This is a genomic window from Cellulomonas phragmiteti, assembly GCF_016862775.1.
GTDB classification, from domain to species: Bacteria; Actinomycetota; Actinomycetes; order Actinomycetales; family Cellulomonadaceae; genus Cellulomonas; species Cellulomonas phragmiteti.
The window spans coordinates 368,463-383,075 of the sequence record NZ_BONP01000001.1 but is presented as its reverse complement, the minus strand read 5'-3'; the positions used below and the strand labels follow the sequence as shown (position 1 = coordinate 383,075).

Here is a 14,613-nt window from a genome sequence, read left to right as displayed (position 1 = left end):
TCAGATCACCGTCCGGAACTGCTGGGAGAAGCGCACGTCGCCCTCGACCATGTCGCGCATGTCGGCGATGCCGTGCCGGAGCATGAGCGTGCGCTCGATGCCCATGCCGAACGCGTACCCCGAGTACACGTCGGGGTCCACGCCGCACGCGCGCAGCACGTGGGGGTTGACCATGCCGCAGCCTCCCCACTCGATCCACCCGGGTCCGCCCTTCTTCTGCGGGAACCACAGGTCCATCTCCGCCGACGGCTCGGTGAACGGGAAGAACGACGGGCGCAGCCGCGTGCGCGCCTCGGGACCGAACATCGCCCGGGCGAAGTGGTCGAGGGTGCCCTTGAGGTGGGCCATCGTCAGGCCCTCGTCGATCGCGAGGCCCTCGACCTGGTGGAACACCGGGGTGTGCGTCGCGTCGAGCGCGTCGGTGCGGAAGACCTTGCCCGGGCAGGCGATGTAGACCGGCACGCCGCGCTCGAGCAGCGTGCGGGCCTGCACGGGCGACGTGTGGGTGCGCAGGACGAGGCCGGACGCGTCGTCCGGCACGGTCGCGTCCTGCGGTGCGACGAAGAACGTGTCCTGCATCTGCCGCGCCGGGTGGTCGACACCGAAGTTCAGCGCGTCGAAGTTGAACCACTCGGCCTCGAGCTCGGGGCCCTCGGCGATCTCCCAGCCCATCGCGACGAACACGTCGGCGATGCGCTCGGACAGAGTCGACAGGGGGTGCCGGGCGCCCAGCGGCAGACCGTCGGCCGGCAGCGTGACGTCGACGGACTCCTCGACGAGCACACGCGCGTCGCGCTCCGCCTCGAGCTGGGCGGTGCGTGCCGCGACGGCGGCGTTGACCCGCCCGCGCGCCTGGCCGACGAGCTTGCCGGCCACCGCCTTGTCGGGTCCGGGCAGGGCACCGATCGCACGGTTGGCCAGCGCGAGCGCGCTGGCGTCACCGGTGTGGGCGAGTCGGGCGGACTTCAGGGCGTCGAGGTCGCCGGCCGCGCCGACCGCGGCGAGCGCGGCGTCGACGGCTGCGGCGACGCCGGCGGCGTCGAGCGGGGACAGCGGTGTGGCGCTGGTCATCAGGACCTTCCAGGGCGGGTCGGCGTCGGCCGGTCGCACCCCACGGACAGCTCACGTGGTGCACGGCGGCCGGCTGGGCAGTCTAGTGGCGCCCGTCCCGGGGCCGTCGGGTCGTCCCGCAGGACGTCGACGTGGGCACGCTGCTCAGCGTGCGCGTGCGCGGTCCGCGCGGCCCGGGACGGGCCGACGAAATCGGTGACCACCCGCCGGGAGGGTGGGGTCGACGCGCATGCGGCCATGCTGCCACAGCCGGGCCTCAGCCATCGAGCGCATACGACCCGACCGTCGAGTAGAGCGGCCCGCCGCCACGACCCTCGCCGGGACGCGACGCGACGAGCGTGAGGGTGTCGACGCGCCACCGCGGGCCCTCGTACACGGCGAGCGCCTGCTCGAACACCTCGGCGGGGTCGAGCTCGCGACGGTCGGTGCCAGCCGTCCGCCCGGGCCCGCTGCCGCGCCCGCCGGCCGCCGCCGCCCGGGACCCGCGCCGGGGCGGGCGCGCGCCCGGACGTGCGCGCCCCACGGTCAGGTGCGGTCGGTGCCGCACGCGGGGGTCGGGCGGGGCGTCGTGCTCCTCGCCCACCGCTCGCGCCGCCGCCGCCAGGTCCCCCATCGCCGCGACGTCGCCCCCCGCGCCCACCCACAGCGTGCGGTGGGCGAAGACGCCGGCCCCCCGCAGCTGCAGCTCGAACGGCGCCGCCGCCGCCGCCGCGCGCTCCAGGTCGGCGCCCACCGCGTCGGTGACCGCGTCGGGCACGGTGCCGTAGAAGGCCGCCGTCAGGTGCCAGGTCTCGCGCGCGGCCCAGCGCACGCCGTCGTCCTGCGACGGCGAGCCGCGCCGCACGACGGCGAGCGCGAGGTCGAGGTGGTCGAGGACGTCCTCGGGGGGCCACACCGCCGCGAACAGTCGCATGGCATCCAGCCTGCCAGGTCGGGGGGCGTCAGCGCTGCGCGCGGCCGGAGGCGTACAGGCACACGGCGGCGGCGGTCGCCAGGTTGAGGGACTCGGCACGTCCGCGCAGCGGGACCCGGACCGCGGCGTCGACGAGCGCGAGATCCTCGTCGCGCAGGCCCCAGGCCTCGTTGCCGAAGACCCAGGCGGTGGGGACCGCCAGGTCCGGGACGCCCGGCGGGGCGGCTCCCGCGACGTCGAGCAGGTCGTCGAGGTCGTGCACACCTCCGCCGTCGGCGGCGAGGACCTGCAGCCCGGCGGCACGCAGGGCCACGACGACCTCGGGCAGCTCGTGACCGGTGACGACCGGCAGGTGGAACAGGGACCCGGCGGTCGAGCGCACCGCCTTGGGGTTGTGGACGTCGACGCTGCTCGCGGTCAGCACCACCGCACCGGCACCGGCGGCGTCCGCGGCCCGCAGGACGGTGCCGGCGTTGCCGGGGTCGCGCACGTGGGCGAGGACGGCGACGAGCCGGGGCCGGGACGTCAGGACGTCGCCGAGGTCGGCGTGGACCTGGTCGACGACGGCGACCAGGCCCTGCGCGTCGGGACTCATCGCGTCGAGCACGTCGGGCGAGCCGGGCCGCACGGGCACGCCCCTGCTGCGCGCGGCCGCGACGATCTCGGGGTACCGGTCGGCTGCCTCGGGGGTCAGGTACAGGTCGTGCACGCGCGGCCCACCGGGTGCGACGGCCTCGCGCACGGCCTGCGGCCCCTCGACGAGGAAGGTGCCCGCCCGTCGTCGTACGGCACGGCCCGTCAGGGAGCGCACCGCCCTGACCCGGTCGGCGCGCGGATTGGTCAGCAGCTCGTCGTGCACGCCCCCATCATCCCCGCCCGGGGCGGACGACGACGCCCCCGCCGTCACGTGGACGGCGGGGGCGTCGAGCCGGCGCTGCGCGGCCGGTCGCGTCGGCTCAGGCCGCGCGGGGCGCGTTGACGTCCTCGGGGAGGGCCGCCTTCGCGATCTGCACGAGCGCGGCGAACGCCGCGGCGTCGTTGACGGCCAGGTCGGCGAGGACGCGACGGTCCACCTCGACACCGGCAGCCTTGAGGCCCTGGATGAGACGGTTGTAGGTCATGCCGTTCTCACGCGCAGCCGCGTTGATCCGCTGGATCCACAGCTTGCGGAAGTCGCCCTTGCGCGCCTTGCGGTCGCGGTAGGCGTAGACCAGGGAGTGGGTGACCTGCTCCTTGGCCTTGCGGTACAGCCGCGAGCGCTGCCCGCGGTAGCCGCTCGCCCGCTCGAGGGTCGTCCGGCGCTTCTTCTGGGCGTTGACCGCCCGCTTCACGCGTGCCACGTGATGCTCCTTGCCTTGTCCGGGGCTCGTGCCCCCACCGACGGCGCTGACGCGCCGGGCGGGTCAGCGACCGAGCAGCTTCTTGATCTTGGGGGTGTCTGCGGGCGAGACGACGACGTCGCCGGCGATGCGGCGGGTCCGGCGGCTCGACTTGTGCTCGAGGAGGTGACGTCCGCCCGCCTGCTCGCGCATGACCTTGCCGGTGCCGGTGACCCGGAACCGCTTCTTGGCACCGGAGTGCGTCTTGTTCTTCGGCATGGCTGCCGTGTCTCCTTGTCGTTCGCATCGCACGGTCGTGCGACTCGTGGGTGTCGTCGGGACGCGGGGTGGGCGCGCCCGTGCGGGTGTCAGCCCGGCTGCTCGCCGTCGGTCGTGCTGCGCGGACCGGGCCGCGGGGCAGGCTTCGGCGTCCCCCCGGCCGGAGGACCGGGACGGGCCGCCGGGTTGGGCGTCGTCGGACGCGGCACCGCAGGACGCGGAGCCGACGCACCTGCCGCAGGGGCCGGCGAGGGAGCCGGACGCGATGCCGGGGCGGGCGAGCGCGGCGCGGCCGACGGCGACCGCGGCGCGGACGAGGCCGGACGCGGAGAGGACGAGGCCGGACGCGGAGAGGACGAGCGCGGAGCCGGGGACGACGTCCGCGGGGCCGACGACGCCGGTCGCGGCGACGACGTGCGCGGAGCTGCCGACCGCGGGGCGGACGACGCAGGCGCGGGTGCCTCTGCGCGCTCGGCCGGGGCCGGCGCGGACGACGCCTCGGCCGCCGGGGCGGGTGCGGGGCGCTGCTCGCGCGCGACCGGGGGCCACGGGATGTGCTCGACGTGCGACTCGGTCGGCTCGGTCGACGGCTCGCCGTCGTCCGTCTGAGCCGCGGCGCGACGCTGCTCGTTGCGCTGCTCGGCCTTCTTCTTGGTCGGGCCGAGCACCATGATCATGTTGCGGCCGTCCTGCTTCGGCATGCTCTCGATGAAGCCGAGCTCGGCGACGTCGGCCGCCAGCCGCTGCAGCAGGCGCACGCCCATCTCCGGGCGCGACTGCTCGCGTCCACGGAACATGATCATGACCTTGACCTTGTCGCCGGCCTTGAGGAACCGCTCGACGTGGCCCTTCTTGGTGCCGTAGTCGTGCGGGTCGATCTTGAGCCGGAACCGGATCTCCTTGAGGATCGTGTTGGCCTGGTTGCGCCGGGCCTCACGCGCCTTCATGTCGGCCTCGTACTTGAACTTGCCGAAGTCCATGATCTTGCACACGGGAGGACGTGCGGTCGGGGCCACCTCGACCAGGTCGAGGTCCGCGTCCTGGGCCAGACGCAGAGCGTCCTCCAGGCGCACGATGCCGACCTGCTCACCGTTGGGTCCGACGAGTCGGACCTCGGCGACGCGGATCCGATCGTTGATGCGGGGCTCGCTGATGTGGTGCTCCTCGGGTTCGTCGTGATGACCCCAGGAACGAGGAAGGCCCCCGTCCTGAGCACAGGAGGAGGCCTCGTCCGGTTCCCGACGAGCGCATGGCGACCGTCGAGCGGTCGCCGGGAAACCCGTCGACCTGCGGACCGTGACCCGGTTCCCTGTCGTCGGACGAGCCGAGCGGTCGGGGCCAGGTGGGAGAAGCTCCACTTGTGCATCCGCTCCGACGCGTGCCCCCGACGCCGGCACGGGCGCCCCGGAGTGCTCCGGGAGGGCCGTGCGACAGGACCAGGGCGCGCGATAGCGCGGATCAGTCGGCACGACGTTACCAGATGACAGACGGCATGTCCGCACACGAGAGCCCGGGGCGCCACTCCGTGGACGGTTACTTGAATGATTCCAGAATACGTGGTCAGGTGGACACATGACCGACACCGACCTGCTGCGCCGGCACGGGCTGCGGGTCACCGGTCCCCGGCTCGCCGTGCTCGAGGCGCTCGAGAGCCACGCGCACCTCGGCGCCGACGAGGTGCTCCGGCGGGTGCGCACCACGCTGCCGAGCGTCTCCGTGCAGGCCGTGTACGACGTCCTGCACGCCCTCGCGGACGCCGGCCTGCTCCGCCGGATCGAGCCTGCGGGCCACCCCGCGCGCTACGAGCGGCGCACGGGCGACAACCACCACCACGTGGTGTGCCGGGGCTGCGGCGCCGTCGACGACGTCGACTGCGCCGTCGGCCACGCACCCTGCCTCGTGCCGAGCTCCACCTCGGGGTTCGCCGTCGAGGCGGCCGAGGTGACCTTCTGGGGCCTGTGCCCCGCCTGCCGCACCACCGCCTGACCAGCACCCGCGCCGAGCACCGGCGCCCCCTGACCCCCACCGGGCCGTCCGCCCGGTCGACGAGAGGAACGCACCCTTGTCCCACGTCCCCGCCACCACCACGAACTCCGGCGCACCCGTCGCCTCCGACGCCCACTCCCTGTCCGTCGGCAGCGACGGACCGATCGCGCTGCACGACCACTACCTGGTCGAGAAGCTGGCGCAGTTCAACCGCGAGCGCGTGCCGGAGCGGGTCGTGCACGCCAAGGGCGGAGGGGCCTTCGGCACGTTCACCGTGACCAACGACGTGTCGGCGTACACCCGCGCCGCGCTGTTCCAGCCGGGTGCCGTGACCGAGATGCTCGCCCGGTTCTCCACCGTCGCCGGTGAGCAGGGCTCCCCCGACACCTGGCGGGACCCGCGCGGCTTCGCGCTGAAGTTCTACACGTCCGAGGGCAACTACGACCTCGTCGGCAACAACACCCCGGTGTTCTTCATCCGCGACGGCATCAAGTTCCCGGACTTCATCCGCTCCCAGAAGCGCCTGCCGGGCTCGCACCTGCGCGACAACGACATGCAGTGGGACTTCTGGACGCTCTCACCGGAGTCGGCGCACCAGGTGACCTGGCTCATGGGCGACCGCGGCATCCCGGCGACGTGGCGGCACATGGACGGCTTCGGCTCCCACACCTACCAGTGGATCAACGCCGCCGGCGAGCGCTTCTGGGTCAAGTACCACTTCAGGACCCAGCAGGGCGTCGAGAACATGCCGGCCGACGTCGCGGCGCAGCTCGCCGGCTCCGACGCCGACCACCACATCCGCGACCTGCACGAGCACATCGAGGCCGGCGACTTCCCGCGCTGGACGCTGAGCGTCCAGGTCATGCCGTACGCCGACGCGGCGGAGTACCGGTTCAACCCGTTCGACCTCACCAAGGTGTGGCCGCACGGGGACTACCCGCTCGTCGAGGTGGGCGTCATGGAGCTCAACCGCAACCCGGAGAACTACTTCGCGCAGATCGAGCAGGCGACCTTCGCGCCCAGCAACTTCGTGCCCGGCATCGCCACGAGCCCCGACAAGATGCTGCTCGCGCGGATCTTCTCCTACGCCGACGCGCACCGGTACCGCGTGGGCACCAACCACGCGCAGCTCCCGGTCAACGCGCCGCAGTCGCCGGTGCACTCATACTCGAAGGACGGCGCCGCGCGCTACCACTTCGAGTCGGCCGCGACCCCGGTCTACGCGCCGAACTCGCTGGGCGGGCCGGCGGCCGACCCGGCACGCGCCGGCGAGGGCGGCTGGGAGTCCGACGGCGCGCTCGTGCGCAGCGCCTCGACGCTGCACCCGCAGGACGACGACTTCGGCCAGGCCGGGACGCTGTACCGGGAGGTCTTCGACGACGCGGCACGGGACCGGTTCCTCGAGACGATCACGGGCCACGTCGGCGGCGTGCGCAGCGCGGACATCCGTGAGCGCGCGATCCAGTACTGGACCCACGTGGACGCCGGGCTCGGGGCCGCGCTGCGCGCACGCCTCGCCGCCGTCGCCGCACCGGTCGAGACCGGCGAGCCCGGCACCGCGAGCGTGCCGGTCGCCTGACCCCCGGGACCGCACGCGGTCCTCGTCCCGACGGCTCCGCACCCCGGTGCGGAGCCGTCGGCGCGTCCGGCGCCGTGCCGGGCGCCGGGGCGGTGAGAGGATCGACCCATGACCGACACCGCCCTGCCCGACGACGCCGCGGACCCGACGACGCAGGCGGTCCGCGACATCGCGGACGTCGCCGCGGTCGAGGTCATCACCGCCGCGGCGGTGCACCTCATGAGCGCAGCGGCGGTCAAGTGCGGACTCGCCGAGGACGACGCGGACGGCCCCGGCTCACGGCACCGGGACCTCGACGAGGCCCGCAAGCTGATCACGGCGCTCGCGGCGCTCGTCACCACGTCGGCGCCGGACATCGGCTCCCAGCACGCGCGCTCGCTGCGCGACGGCCTGCGCTCGCTGCAGCTCGCGTTCCGGGAGGCGTCGGCGTTCCCCGACGCACCCGGCGAGGGACCCGGGGAGAAGTTCACCGGCCCGGTGTCCTGACACGCGGTCGGCGCACGGGCGTACCCTCGACGCGGCGACACGGACGGTGACGACCACCGTGACGCCACCAGAGCACCGGACGGAACGAGGAGAGAGCATGCGGCGCGAGCCCGCGGGAACCGAGGTGGCCGGCACGGCCTGCTCGGGCGACCCCGGCCGCCGCACCGCCGTCGGCTGAGCGTCCTCGGGGTCTCGTCTCCCCTCGGCGCCCCACGGCAGGTCGCGGCACACGCCGCCCCCCTCCCGTCGACCGTGCCCGTGCTCGGGCCGGACGCGCCGTCGTGCCCGCGCACGTCGTCGCGGCGACGGGCTCGACCTCACGGAAACCGGACCCGACCATGATCCCCCTGACCGAGAAGCAGATCCGCGCCGCCTTCGTCAACGCCTCGCGCCGCGAGGCGAACGAGGCCACCCTCCCCGACCTCGCGTCGCTCGACTGGGACCGCCTCGACTACCTCGGCTGGCGCGACCGGCGCGCCCCGCTGTCGGCCTACGCCGTCCTCGACCTCGCCGGCACGCCCACGGGGGTGCTCCTGCGCGCGGCGGACGCGCCCCGCGTCCGGCGTCGCACGGTCTGCGCCTGGTGCGAGGACGTGGTGGTGACGGACGACGTCACGATGTACGTCGCGCGCCGCGGCGGCGCCTCGGGCAAGCGCGGCAACACGATCGGCACGCTGATCTGCACCGAGTTCACGTGCTCGCGCAACGTGCGCCGCGTCCCCACCCGGACGGAGGCGGGCTCGGATGCCGAGTCGCTGCGCGAGCAGATCGTCGCGCGGCGTGTCGCCGGGCTGCGGGAGCGCTCGGCCCGCTTCGTGGCGGAGATCGCCAGCACCCGCTGACGGTGCGACCCGCGGCGCGCCGCGCCGGACGTGACACGGTGCGGGTGGGGCCCGGGACGCCCAGGACGCCGCCCTATCCTGGGGCGATGACCGGACCGAGCGGCCCCTTCCCCGACCCCGGGCACCCCCCGCACGCGTCGGCGGCGTCCTCACCGACCGCCCCGCTGCCGGCGGGGTGGTCGGGCGCCGTGGGCACCCCGGCGTCGTACCCCCCGTCGTTCGCGGGCGAACCGCCCGCGACGGGGTCGCGGCACAGCCGCCTCACGGTCGTGCTGGCCGTGGTCCTCGTCGTGGTGCTCGTGGCCGGCGGCCTCATCGGCTGGCGGCTGTGGTCGACGACGCGCGAGTGGCAGGAGTCGGCCGCCGGCTGGGAGGAGCTGGCGCGGGCGCACGGCGAGCAGCTGGGGCAGACCCTCGCCGAGCTCGAGGCGACGACCGGTGAGCTCGACGCCACCCGCACGCAGCTCGCGACGGCGACTGCGCGCATCACCGAGCTGGCCGACGAGAAGGCCCAGCTGGGCGACACGACGGCGGCCCAGCAGCAGCTCGCGGACTACCAGGAGCGGGTCTCGCAGGCCGCGGGCAGGGTCGCGACGGCGCTGGCCACCTGCATCGACGGCCAGGAGCGGCTCATCGGGTACCTGGAGGAGGCGGCGCGCTACGAGGCTGCGGACATCGCACGCTTCCGCGCCGACGTCGACCGGGTGTGCGGCGCCGCGACCGACGCGAACGCCCAGCTGCAGGACGAGCTGGCCCCGTGACGCCCGCCGGACGCGCGCCGCGCGGGACGACGACGCTCGGAGCGACCGCCCTGCTCGTCGCGCTCGCCGGGTGCGCGTACCTGCCCGCCCCGCCCCCGCCGGTGCCCACGAGCGTCGTCCCGTCCACGGTGGCGGTGCCGACGGCGGCCGCGGACGGCAGCCAGCTCTCCCCGGACGGGTTCGACGCCGCGCAGCGCATGGCCGTCCGCATCCGCAACATCGGCTGCGGCGCCCTGTCCACGGGGTCCGGCTTCGCGCTCGACGCGCACACGCTGATCACCAACCGGCACGTCGTCGCCGACTCCGCCGAGCTGCAGCTCAGCACCTACGACGGCCGGGACGTGACCGCCGAGGCAGCGAGCACCGCCGGGCTCGCCGACCTGGCCGTCGTCCGGACCGTCGACGCGCTGCCGGCCACCCCGGTGCTGGCCGACGCGGACCCGCAGGTCGGCGACCCCGTGACGGTCGTCGGCTACCCGCTCGGTCGCCGGCTGACCGTGACCGACGGGACCGTGGTCGGCGCGGTCACGGACCCGCTGAACGCCAACCTGGGTGAGGTGCTGGTCACCGACGCGCCGGTCGAGCCCGGCAGCTCGGGCTCTGCTGCGCTCGACGCGCAGGGGCGCGTGATCGGCGTGGTGTACGCCAAGAACTCGGACGGTCTGAGCTTCCTGGTGCCCGTCAGCACCCTGCGCAGCCTGCTGGCCGACGACACGTCGTTCGCCCCCGCGCCGAGCTGCGGCTGAGCCACCGCCTCACCCCCGACGGCAGGACGGCACGACCGGGCCGGGGATCTGCGACCCGGGTGCGCCGGACCTCAGGCCGACCGCACCCGCAGCTCGAGGGAGTCGACGCGTGCGGCGACGACGGGGTCGTGCGCGAGCGCGTCGTTGACCTGCGCGAGGACCCGGTCGAGCCCGGCGCGGTCGAGCCCGGCGGGCAGGGCGAGCCGCACCGCCACCTCGGCCCGCGTACCGGGGACCGCCTCGGCGTGCACCACGAGGTGCACGCCGGCGAGCGCCCCGGCGACCGCCGCGCGCACGTCGTCGGCCACCTCGCCGTCGCGCACGGCCGGCTCCCAGGCCAGTCCCTGCGCGAGGGCGTACACCGCCGTGCGGGGCAGCGCGACCGTCACCGGGCCCGCGGGGTCGAGCACGAGCACCTCCCACCCCTCGGCCACCGCCGAGAGCGCGGCCCGGGGCACGGCCGTGGGCACCGGCCGGGCGTCGGCACGCCACCGCGTCATGGCGTCGACGCCGGTGAACACCGGCAGGGCGGTCCGCCCGTCAGGGGTGCGCAGCGCCACGATGCCCGCCGAGGCCTCCTTGTCCACGGTGTGCGCCTGGCCGTCGTGCTCGACGACGTCCGCGGCCTCGAGCTCCGCCAGCACCGGGACCAGCACCCGCGTGGGTGCGAGGGCGGCCACGACCTCGGCGAGCGCGGCGTCACCTCCCGCGTAGCGCGCGAGGACACCGGTTAGGGCGGGGTCCGCCGAGCCGTCGTCGCCGGCGAACGGCGACGACGGCGGCAGCTCGCGGCCCCTCACGGGCGTCCGGCGACGTCCAGGGCCTGCGGCAGCGTGAAGGCACCCGCGTACAGCGCCTTGCCGACGATCGCGCCCTCGACGCCGGCGCCGACGAGGGAGCGCAGCGCGCGCACGTCGTCCAGGCTGGACACGCCGCCCGACGCGACGACGGGCGCCGAGGTCCGGGCGCACACCTCGCGCAGCAGGTCGAGGTTGGGCCCGCGCAGCGTGCCGTCCTTGGTCACGTCGGTCACGACGTACCGGGCGCACCCGGCGTCGTCGAGGCGCGCCAGGACCTCCCACAGGTCGCCACCCTCCTGGGTCCAGCCGCGGGCCGCGAGCGTCGTGCCCCGCACGTCGAGACCGACGGCGATCTGCTCCCCGTGCGACGCGATGACCCGTGCCGTCCACTCGGGGTCCTCCAGCGCCGCCGTGCCGAGGTTGACCCGGGTGGCACCCGTGGCGAGCGCCCGCTCGAGGGACGCGTCGTCGCGGACGCCGCCCGAGATCTCCACCTTGACGCCCTTGGCCGCCAGCTCGGCGGCGACCTTGCCGAGCAGCACCGCGTTGCTCCCGCGCCCGAAGGCCGCGTCGAGGTCGACGAGGTGGATCCACTCGGCTCCTCCCGCGTACCAGTCGAGCGCGGCGGACAACGGGTCGCCGTACGACGTCTCGGACCCGGCCTCGCCCTGCACGAGCCGGACGGCCTGGCCGCCGGCGACGTCGACGGCGGGCAGCAGCTCGAGCCGGGGCTCACGCGTGGATGTCATGGGTCCTCTCCGGGTGGTGCCGCACCTGTCCCCGGGCGGGACGGTGCCGTGCGGTGCTCAGCGCAGCGAGCTGACCCACTGGGACAGCAGCTGCGCGCCGGCGTCGCCGGACTTCTCGGGGTGGAACTGGGTGGCGGCGAGCGGGCCGTTCTCCACCGCGGCGACGAACCGGCCACCGTGGTCGGACCACGTGACCAGGGGCGCCGGGAGCGGGTGCTCCCCCGCCGTGGGGACGTCGGCCAGGGGGAACGTGCGGGCGGCGTAGGAGTGCACGAAGTAGAAGCGCTCGTCGGCGAGCCCGTCGAGCAGCACGGACCCCGCCGGCGGCTCGACCTGCGCCCATCCCATGTGGGGGACGACGTCGGCCTCGAGGCGGTCCACCACGCCGGGCCACTCGCCCAGGCCGTCGGTGCGCACGCCGTGCTCGACGCCCTCGGAGAACATCACCTGCATGCCGACGCAGATGCCGAGCACGGGCCGCCCGCCGGCCAGACGACGGTCGACGATCTGGTCGCCCCCCACCGCCCGCAGGCCGGCCATGCACGCGGCGAACGCGCCGACACCGGGGACGACGAGACCGTCGGCGTCGAGGGCCGCCTGCTTGTCGGCGGTCAGCTCGACGTCGGCACCGACCCGGGCGAGCGCGCGGACCGCGGAACGCACGTTGCCGAAGCCGTAGTCCAGTACGACGACACGGGGAGACACCCGGACAGGGTACCCGCGGGCCGCGGGGCACCGGTCGGCCGTCCGGCCGCCGGGACGCCCACCCGCACCGCGCCCGGCTCAGCGGCGGTGCGCCGCCAGGAGCCGCATCGCCTTCCAGCGCGACAGCCCCACGGAGGACACCGCGCCCTCGATCTCGGCCGCCGGGACGTCCCCGAGGAGCAGGTCCTCCAGGACCGGGGGCGCGCCGGACAGGACCAGCCCCGCGGGGAGGTCCTTCTGGTGCTCGCCGCCGATCCACTGGGACGCGGACACCTTGCCCTCCCGCCGCTCGAGCAGGACGACGGGCACCTGGCGCAGCAGCTTCGAGACGGCTCCTGCCGCCACCGTCCCGCTCGCGGGGTCGCGCAGGACGGCGAGCGCGCCCACGGGCGACGGGACGGCGTCCACGTCGACGGCCGCCAGCGAGCAGGCGGCGGCCAGCGCGTCGGCCACCGCGACCTGCGTGACCACGACGGCGACGGTGGGCGGCTGCGGGGTCGTCAGGGCCGACAGGTCGTCGGGGACCTGCAGACCGTCGAGGTCGTCCCCGCTCACAGGGCGCCCTTGGTCGAGGGGACGCCGTCGACGCGCGGGTCGAGCGCCACGGCCGTGCGCAGGGCGCGCGCGAGGGCCTTGAACTGCGCCTCGACGATGTGGTGCGGGTCGCGCCCCGCGAGCACGCGCACGTGCACGGTGAACGCGGCGTGGTGCGCGATGGACTCGAGCACGTGCGCCGTGAGCGACCCCGTGAAGTGACCGCCGATGAGGTGGTACTCCTGGCCTGCGGGCTCGCCCGAGTGCACGAAGTACGGGCGCCCGGACACGTCGACGACCGCGTGCGCGAGGGCCTCGTCGAGCGGGACGGTCGCGTCGCCGTAGCGCACGATCCCCCGCTTGTCGCCGAGCGCCTGGCGCAGCGCCTGGCCGAGGACGATCGCGGTGTCCTCCACGGTGTGGTGCGCGTCGATGTGGGTGTCGCCCTGCGCCTGGACCGTGAGGTCGATGAGCGAGTGCTTGCCCAGGGCGGTGAGCATGTGGTCGTAGAACGGGACGCTCGTGTCGATCTGCGTGCGGCCCGTGCCGTCGAGGTCGAGCTCGACGAGCACGCTCGACTCGCTCGTGCTGCGCTCGATGCGCGCGGTGCGGCGGGCGCCCGCCGGGTCCTGTGGGCTCATCGTCCCGTCACCTCCACCAGGGCGTCCTGGAACGCCGCCGTCTCCGCCGGGGTGCCGACCGACACCCGGAGCCACCCCTCGGGGCCCGTGACGCGCACGAGCACGCCACGGTCGAGCAGACCCTGCCAGACCGCCTGCCTGTCGTCGAACCTGCCGAACAGCACGAAGTTGGCGTCCGAGTCCGCCGCCTGCAGACCTCGCGTGCGCAACCACGTGACCAGCGCGTCGCGCTCGGCCCGCAGGGACCCGACCTGCGCCATCAGCTCGGGTGCGTGCCGCAGCGCCGCCCGGGCGACGGCCTGCGTGACCGCCGACAGGTGGTAGGGCAGCCGGACGACGCGCAGCGCGTCGACGAGCTCGCGGGACGCCGACAGGTACCCCACGCGTGCGCCGGCGAGCCCGAAGGCCTTCGACATCGTCCGGCTCACGGCCAGGTGCGGGTGGTCGGCGAGCAGCTCGAGCGCCGACGGCGTCCCGGCGCGGCGGAACTCGCCGTACGCCTCGTCGACCACGACGACGCAGCCCCCGGGCACCCGGGCCGCCGCGTCGAGGACGGCGCGCACCGTGTCCAGCGGCAGCGCCGTGCCCGTCGGGTTGTTGGGGCTCGCCAGCAGCACGACGCTCGGTGCGTGGGCCGCGATCGTCGCGCGCGCGTGCTCCGGGTCGAGCGTGAAGTCCTCCGCGCGCCGCCCCACGACCCAGGCGGTCGACGTGTCCCGCGCGTACTCGGGGTACATCGAGTAGGTCGGGGCGAACGACAGGGCCGTGCGCCCGGGGCCACCGAACGCCTGCAGGACGTGCAGCATGATCTCGTTGGAGCCGTTCGCGGCCCACATCTGCTCGGGCCCGCGGTGCACGCCGGACTCGACCTCGAGGTACGCCGCGAGGTCCGCGCGCAGACCGACGAAGTCACGGTCCGGGTAGCGGTTGAGCCCCCGCGTGGCCTCGGCCACGGCGGCCGCCACGTCGGCGACGACCTGCTCGGACGGCGCGTACGGGTTCTCGTTGACGTTGAGCAGCACCGGGACGTCGAGCTGCGGCGCACCGTACGGCTCGAGGCCGACGAGCTCGGGGCGCAGCGGCAGGGTGCCGGGCGACAGGTCGGGGGCGGCGGTCACGACCCCGAGTCTAGGTTCGCCGCCCGCCCGCCCGGCGTCGCGTCCGCCTGACGGCCGCGTGTCGGCGTCCGCACGTACGCTGCC

General features: G+C 75.0%; 18 protein-coding genes. 6 read left to right on the top strand and 12 right to left on the bottom strand.

Going from position 1 to position 14,613, the window contains the following annotated elements; translation table 11 throughout:
• The 6 genes from pheS to infC all read right to left on the bottom strand — a co-directional run bounded on the left by pheS (position 1) and on the right by infC (position 4,709).
• Positions 1-1,071: a phenylalanine--tRNA ligase subunit alpha gene (gene pheS, locus Cph01nite_RS01770; RefSeq protein ID WP_203670615.1), complete on the bottom strand. Its 1,071-nt coding sequence runs from the start codon at positions 1,069-1,071 to the stop codon at positions 1-3.
• Between the two features lie 256 nt (positions 1,072-1,327).
• Positions 1,328-1,984 (bottom strand): RNA 2',3'-cyclic phosphodiesterase, encoded by a 657-nt coding sequence (gene thpR / locus Cph01nite_RS01765; RefSeq protein WP_203670614.1) that lies wholly within the window; start codon positions 1,982-1,984, stop codon positions 1,328-1,330.
• A gap of 28 nt (positions 1,985-2,012) precedes the next feature.
• Positions 2,013-2,843, bottom strand: coding sequence for a TrmH family RNA methyltransferase (locus tag Cph01nite_RS01760; protein ID WP_239068962.1), 831 nt, complete (start codon positions 2,841-2,843; stop codon positions 2,013-2,015).
• Positions 2,844-2,940: 97 nt separating this feature from the next.
• Positions 2,941-3,324 carry a 50S ribosomal protein L20 gene (gene rplT, locus Cph01nite_RS01755; protein ID WP_203670613.1) on the bottom strand — a complete coding sequence of 128 codons (384 nt, stop codon included), beginning with the start codon at positions 3,322-3,324 and terminating at the stop codon, positions 2,941-2,943.
• A 63-nt stretch (positions 3,325-3,387) separates the two neighbouring features.
• Positions 3,388-3,582 (bottom strand): 50S ribosomal protein L35, encoded by a 195-nt coding sequence (gene rpmI, locus Cph01nite_RS01750; RefSeq protein ID WP_046528208.1) that lies wholly within the window; start codon positions 3,580-3,582, stop codon positions 3,388-3,390.
• 89 nt (positions 3,583-3,671) lie between these two features.
• On the bottom strand, positions 3,672-4,709 hold the full coding sequence (gene infC / locus Cph01nite_RS01745; RefSeq protein WP_239068977.1) for a translation initiation factor IF-3: 1,038 nt from the start codon (positions 4,707-4,709) through the stop codon (positions 3,672-3,674).
• 445 nt (positions 4,710-5,154) lie between these two features.
• On the opposite strand from infC, the gene Cph01nite_RS01740 reads away from it, so the two are divergent.
• The 6 genes from Cph01nite_RS01740 (at position 5,155) to Cph01nite_RS01715 (ending at position 9,982) form a co-directional block, all read left to right on the top strand.
• The gene (locus Cph01nite_RS01740) at positions 5,155-5,568 is read left to right on the top strand and encodes a Fur family transcriptional regulator (RefSeq protein ID WP_203670612.1); all 414 of its coding nucleotides are present in this window, start codon (positions 5,155-5,157) and stop codon (positions 5,566-5,568) included.
• A gap of 76 nt (positions 5,569-5,644) precedes the next feature.
• The gene (locus Cph01nite_RS01735) at positions 5,645-7,147 is read left to right on the top strand and encodes a catalase (RefSeq protein WP_203670611.1); all 1,503 of its coding nucleotides are present in this window, start codon (positions 5,645-5,647) and stop codon (positions 7,145-7,147) included.
• A 108-nt stretch (positions 7,148-7,255) separates the two neighbouring features.
• The gene (locus tag Cph01nite_RS01730; protein WP_203670610.1) at positions 7,256-7,633 is read left to right on the top strand and encodes a DUF1844 domain-containing protein; all 378 of its coding nucleotides are present in this window, start codon (positions 7,256-7,258) and stop codon (positions 7,631-7,633) included.
• Positions 7,634-7,971: 338 nt separating this feature from the next.
• Positions 7,972-8,475 carry an FBP domain-containing protein gene (locus Cph01nite_RS01725; protein WP_203670609.1) on the top strand — a complete coding sequence of 168 codons (504 nt, stop codon included), beginning with the start codon at positions 7,972-7,974 and terminating at the stop codon, positions 8,473-8,475.
• A gap of 86 nt (positions 8,476-8,561) precedes the next feature.
• A complete protein-coding gene (locus tag Cph01nite_RS01720) occupies positions 8,562-9,236 on the top strand; it encodes a hypothetical protein (RefSeq protein ID WP_203670608.1) in 675 nt (224 codons plus the stop codon).
• Positions 9,233-9,982 carry a S1C family serine protease gene (locus tag Cph01nite_RS01715; RefSeq protein ID WP_203670607.1) on the top strand — a complete coding sequence of 250 codons (750 nt, stop codon included), beginning with the start codon at positions 9,233-9,235 and terminating at the stop codon, positions 9,980-9,982. Before Cph01nite_RS01720 ends, Cph01nite_RS01715 begins: the two co-directional genes overlap by 4 nt.
• Before the next feature lie 71 nt (positions 9,983-10,053).
• Here the strand turns inward: Cph01nite_RS01715 and Cph01nite_RS01710 are convergent, their stop codons facing one another.
• The 6 genes from Cph01nite_RS01710 to Cph01nite_RS01685 form a co-directional block, all read right to left on the bottom strand.
• Positions 10,054-10,782 carry an SseB family protein gene (locus tag Cph01nite_RS01710; RefSeq protein ID WP_203670606.1) on the bottom strand — a complete coding sequence of 243 codons (729 nt, stop codon included), beginning with the start codon at positions 10,780-10,782 and terminating at the stop codon, positions 10,054-10,056.
• Positions 10,779-11,531, bottom strand: coding sequence for a bifunctional 1-(5-phosphoribosyl)-5-((5-phosphoribosylamino)methylideneamino)imidazole-4-carboxamide isomerase/phosphoribosylanthranilate isomerase PriA (gene priA, locus Cph01nite_RS01705; protein WP_203670605.1), 753 nt, complete (start codon positions 11,529-11,531; stop codon positions 10,779-10,781). Before priA ends, Cph01nite_RS01710 begins: the two co-directional genes overlap by 4 nt.
• 57 nt (positions 11,532-11,588) lie before the next feature.
• Positions 11,589-12,236: an imidazole glycerol phosphate synthase subunit HisH gene (gene hisH / locus Cph01nite_RS01700; RefSeq protein ID WP_203670604.1), complete on the bottom strand. Its 648-nt coding sequence runs from the start codon at positions 12,234-12,236 to the stop codon at positions 11,589-11,591.
• Positions 12,237-12,314: 78 nt separating this feature from the next.
• Positions 12,315-12,791 (bottom strand): hypothetical protein, encoded by a 477-nt coding sequence (locus Cph01nite_RS01695; protein WP_203670603.1) that lies wholly within the window; start codon positions 12,789-12,791, stop codon positions 12,315-12,317.
• A complete protein-coding gene (gene hisB / locus Cph01nite_RS01690; RefSeq protein ID WP_203670602.1) occupies positions 12,788-13,411 on the bottom strand; it encodes an imidazoleglycerol-phosphate dehydratase HisB in 624 nt (207 codons plus the stop codon). The genes Cph01nite_RS01695 and hisB overlap by 4 nt, the downstream gene beginning before the upstream one ends.
• Positions 13,408-14,529 (bottom strand): histidinol-phosphate transaminase, encoded by a 1,122-nt coding sequence (locus Cph01nite_RS01685; protein WP_203670601.1) that lies wholly within the window; start codon positions 14,527-14,529, stop codon positions 13,408-13,410. The genes hisB and Cph01nite_RS01685 overlap by 4 nt, the downstream gene beginning before the upstream one ends.
• Between the last annotated feature and the right edge of the window lie 84 nt (positions 14,530-14,613).

Bases quoted from the DNA above. Each gene is read 5' to 3' on its own strand.
- pheS (WP_203670615.1), bottom strand. From the start codon at position 1,071: ATGACCAGCGCCACACCGCTGTCCCCGCTCGACGCCGCCGGCGTCGCC.
- Cph01nite_RS01730 (WP_203670610.1), top strand. From the start codon at position 7,256: ATGACCGACACCGCCCTGCCCGACGACGCCGCGGACCCGACGACGCAG.
- Cph01nite_RS01740 (WP_203670612.1), top strand. From the start codon at position 5,155: ATGACCGACACCGACCTGCTGCGCCGGCACGGGCTGCGGGTCACCGGT.
- rpmI (WP_046528208.1), bottom strand. From the start codon at position 3,582: ATGCCGAAGAACAAGACGCACTCCGGTGCCAAGAAGCGGTTCCGGGTC.
- hisB (WP_203670602.1), bottom strand. From the start codon at position 13,411: ATGAGCCCACAGGACCCGGCGGGCGCCCGCCGCACCGCGCGCATCGAG.
- priA (WP_203670605.1), bottom strand. From the start codon at position 11,531: ATGACATCCACGCGTGAGCCCCGGCTCGAGCTGCTGCCCGCCGTCGAC.
- thpR (WP_203670614.1), bottom strand. From the start codon at position 1,984: ATGCGACTGTTCGCGGCGGTGTGGCCCCCCGAGGACGTCCTCGACCAC.
- Cph01nite_RS01720 (WP_203670608.1), top strand. From the start codon at position 8,562: ATGACCGGACCGAGCGGCCCCTTCCCCGACCCCGGGCACCCCCCGCAC.
- Cph01nite_RS01725 (WP_203670609.1), top strand. From the start codon at position 7,972: ATGATCCCCCTGACCGAGAAGCAGATCCGCGCCGCCTTCGTCAACGCC.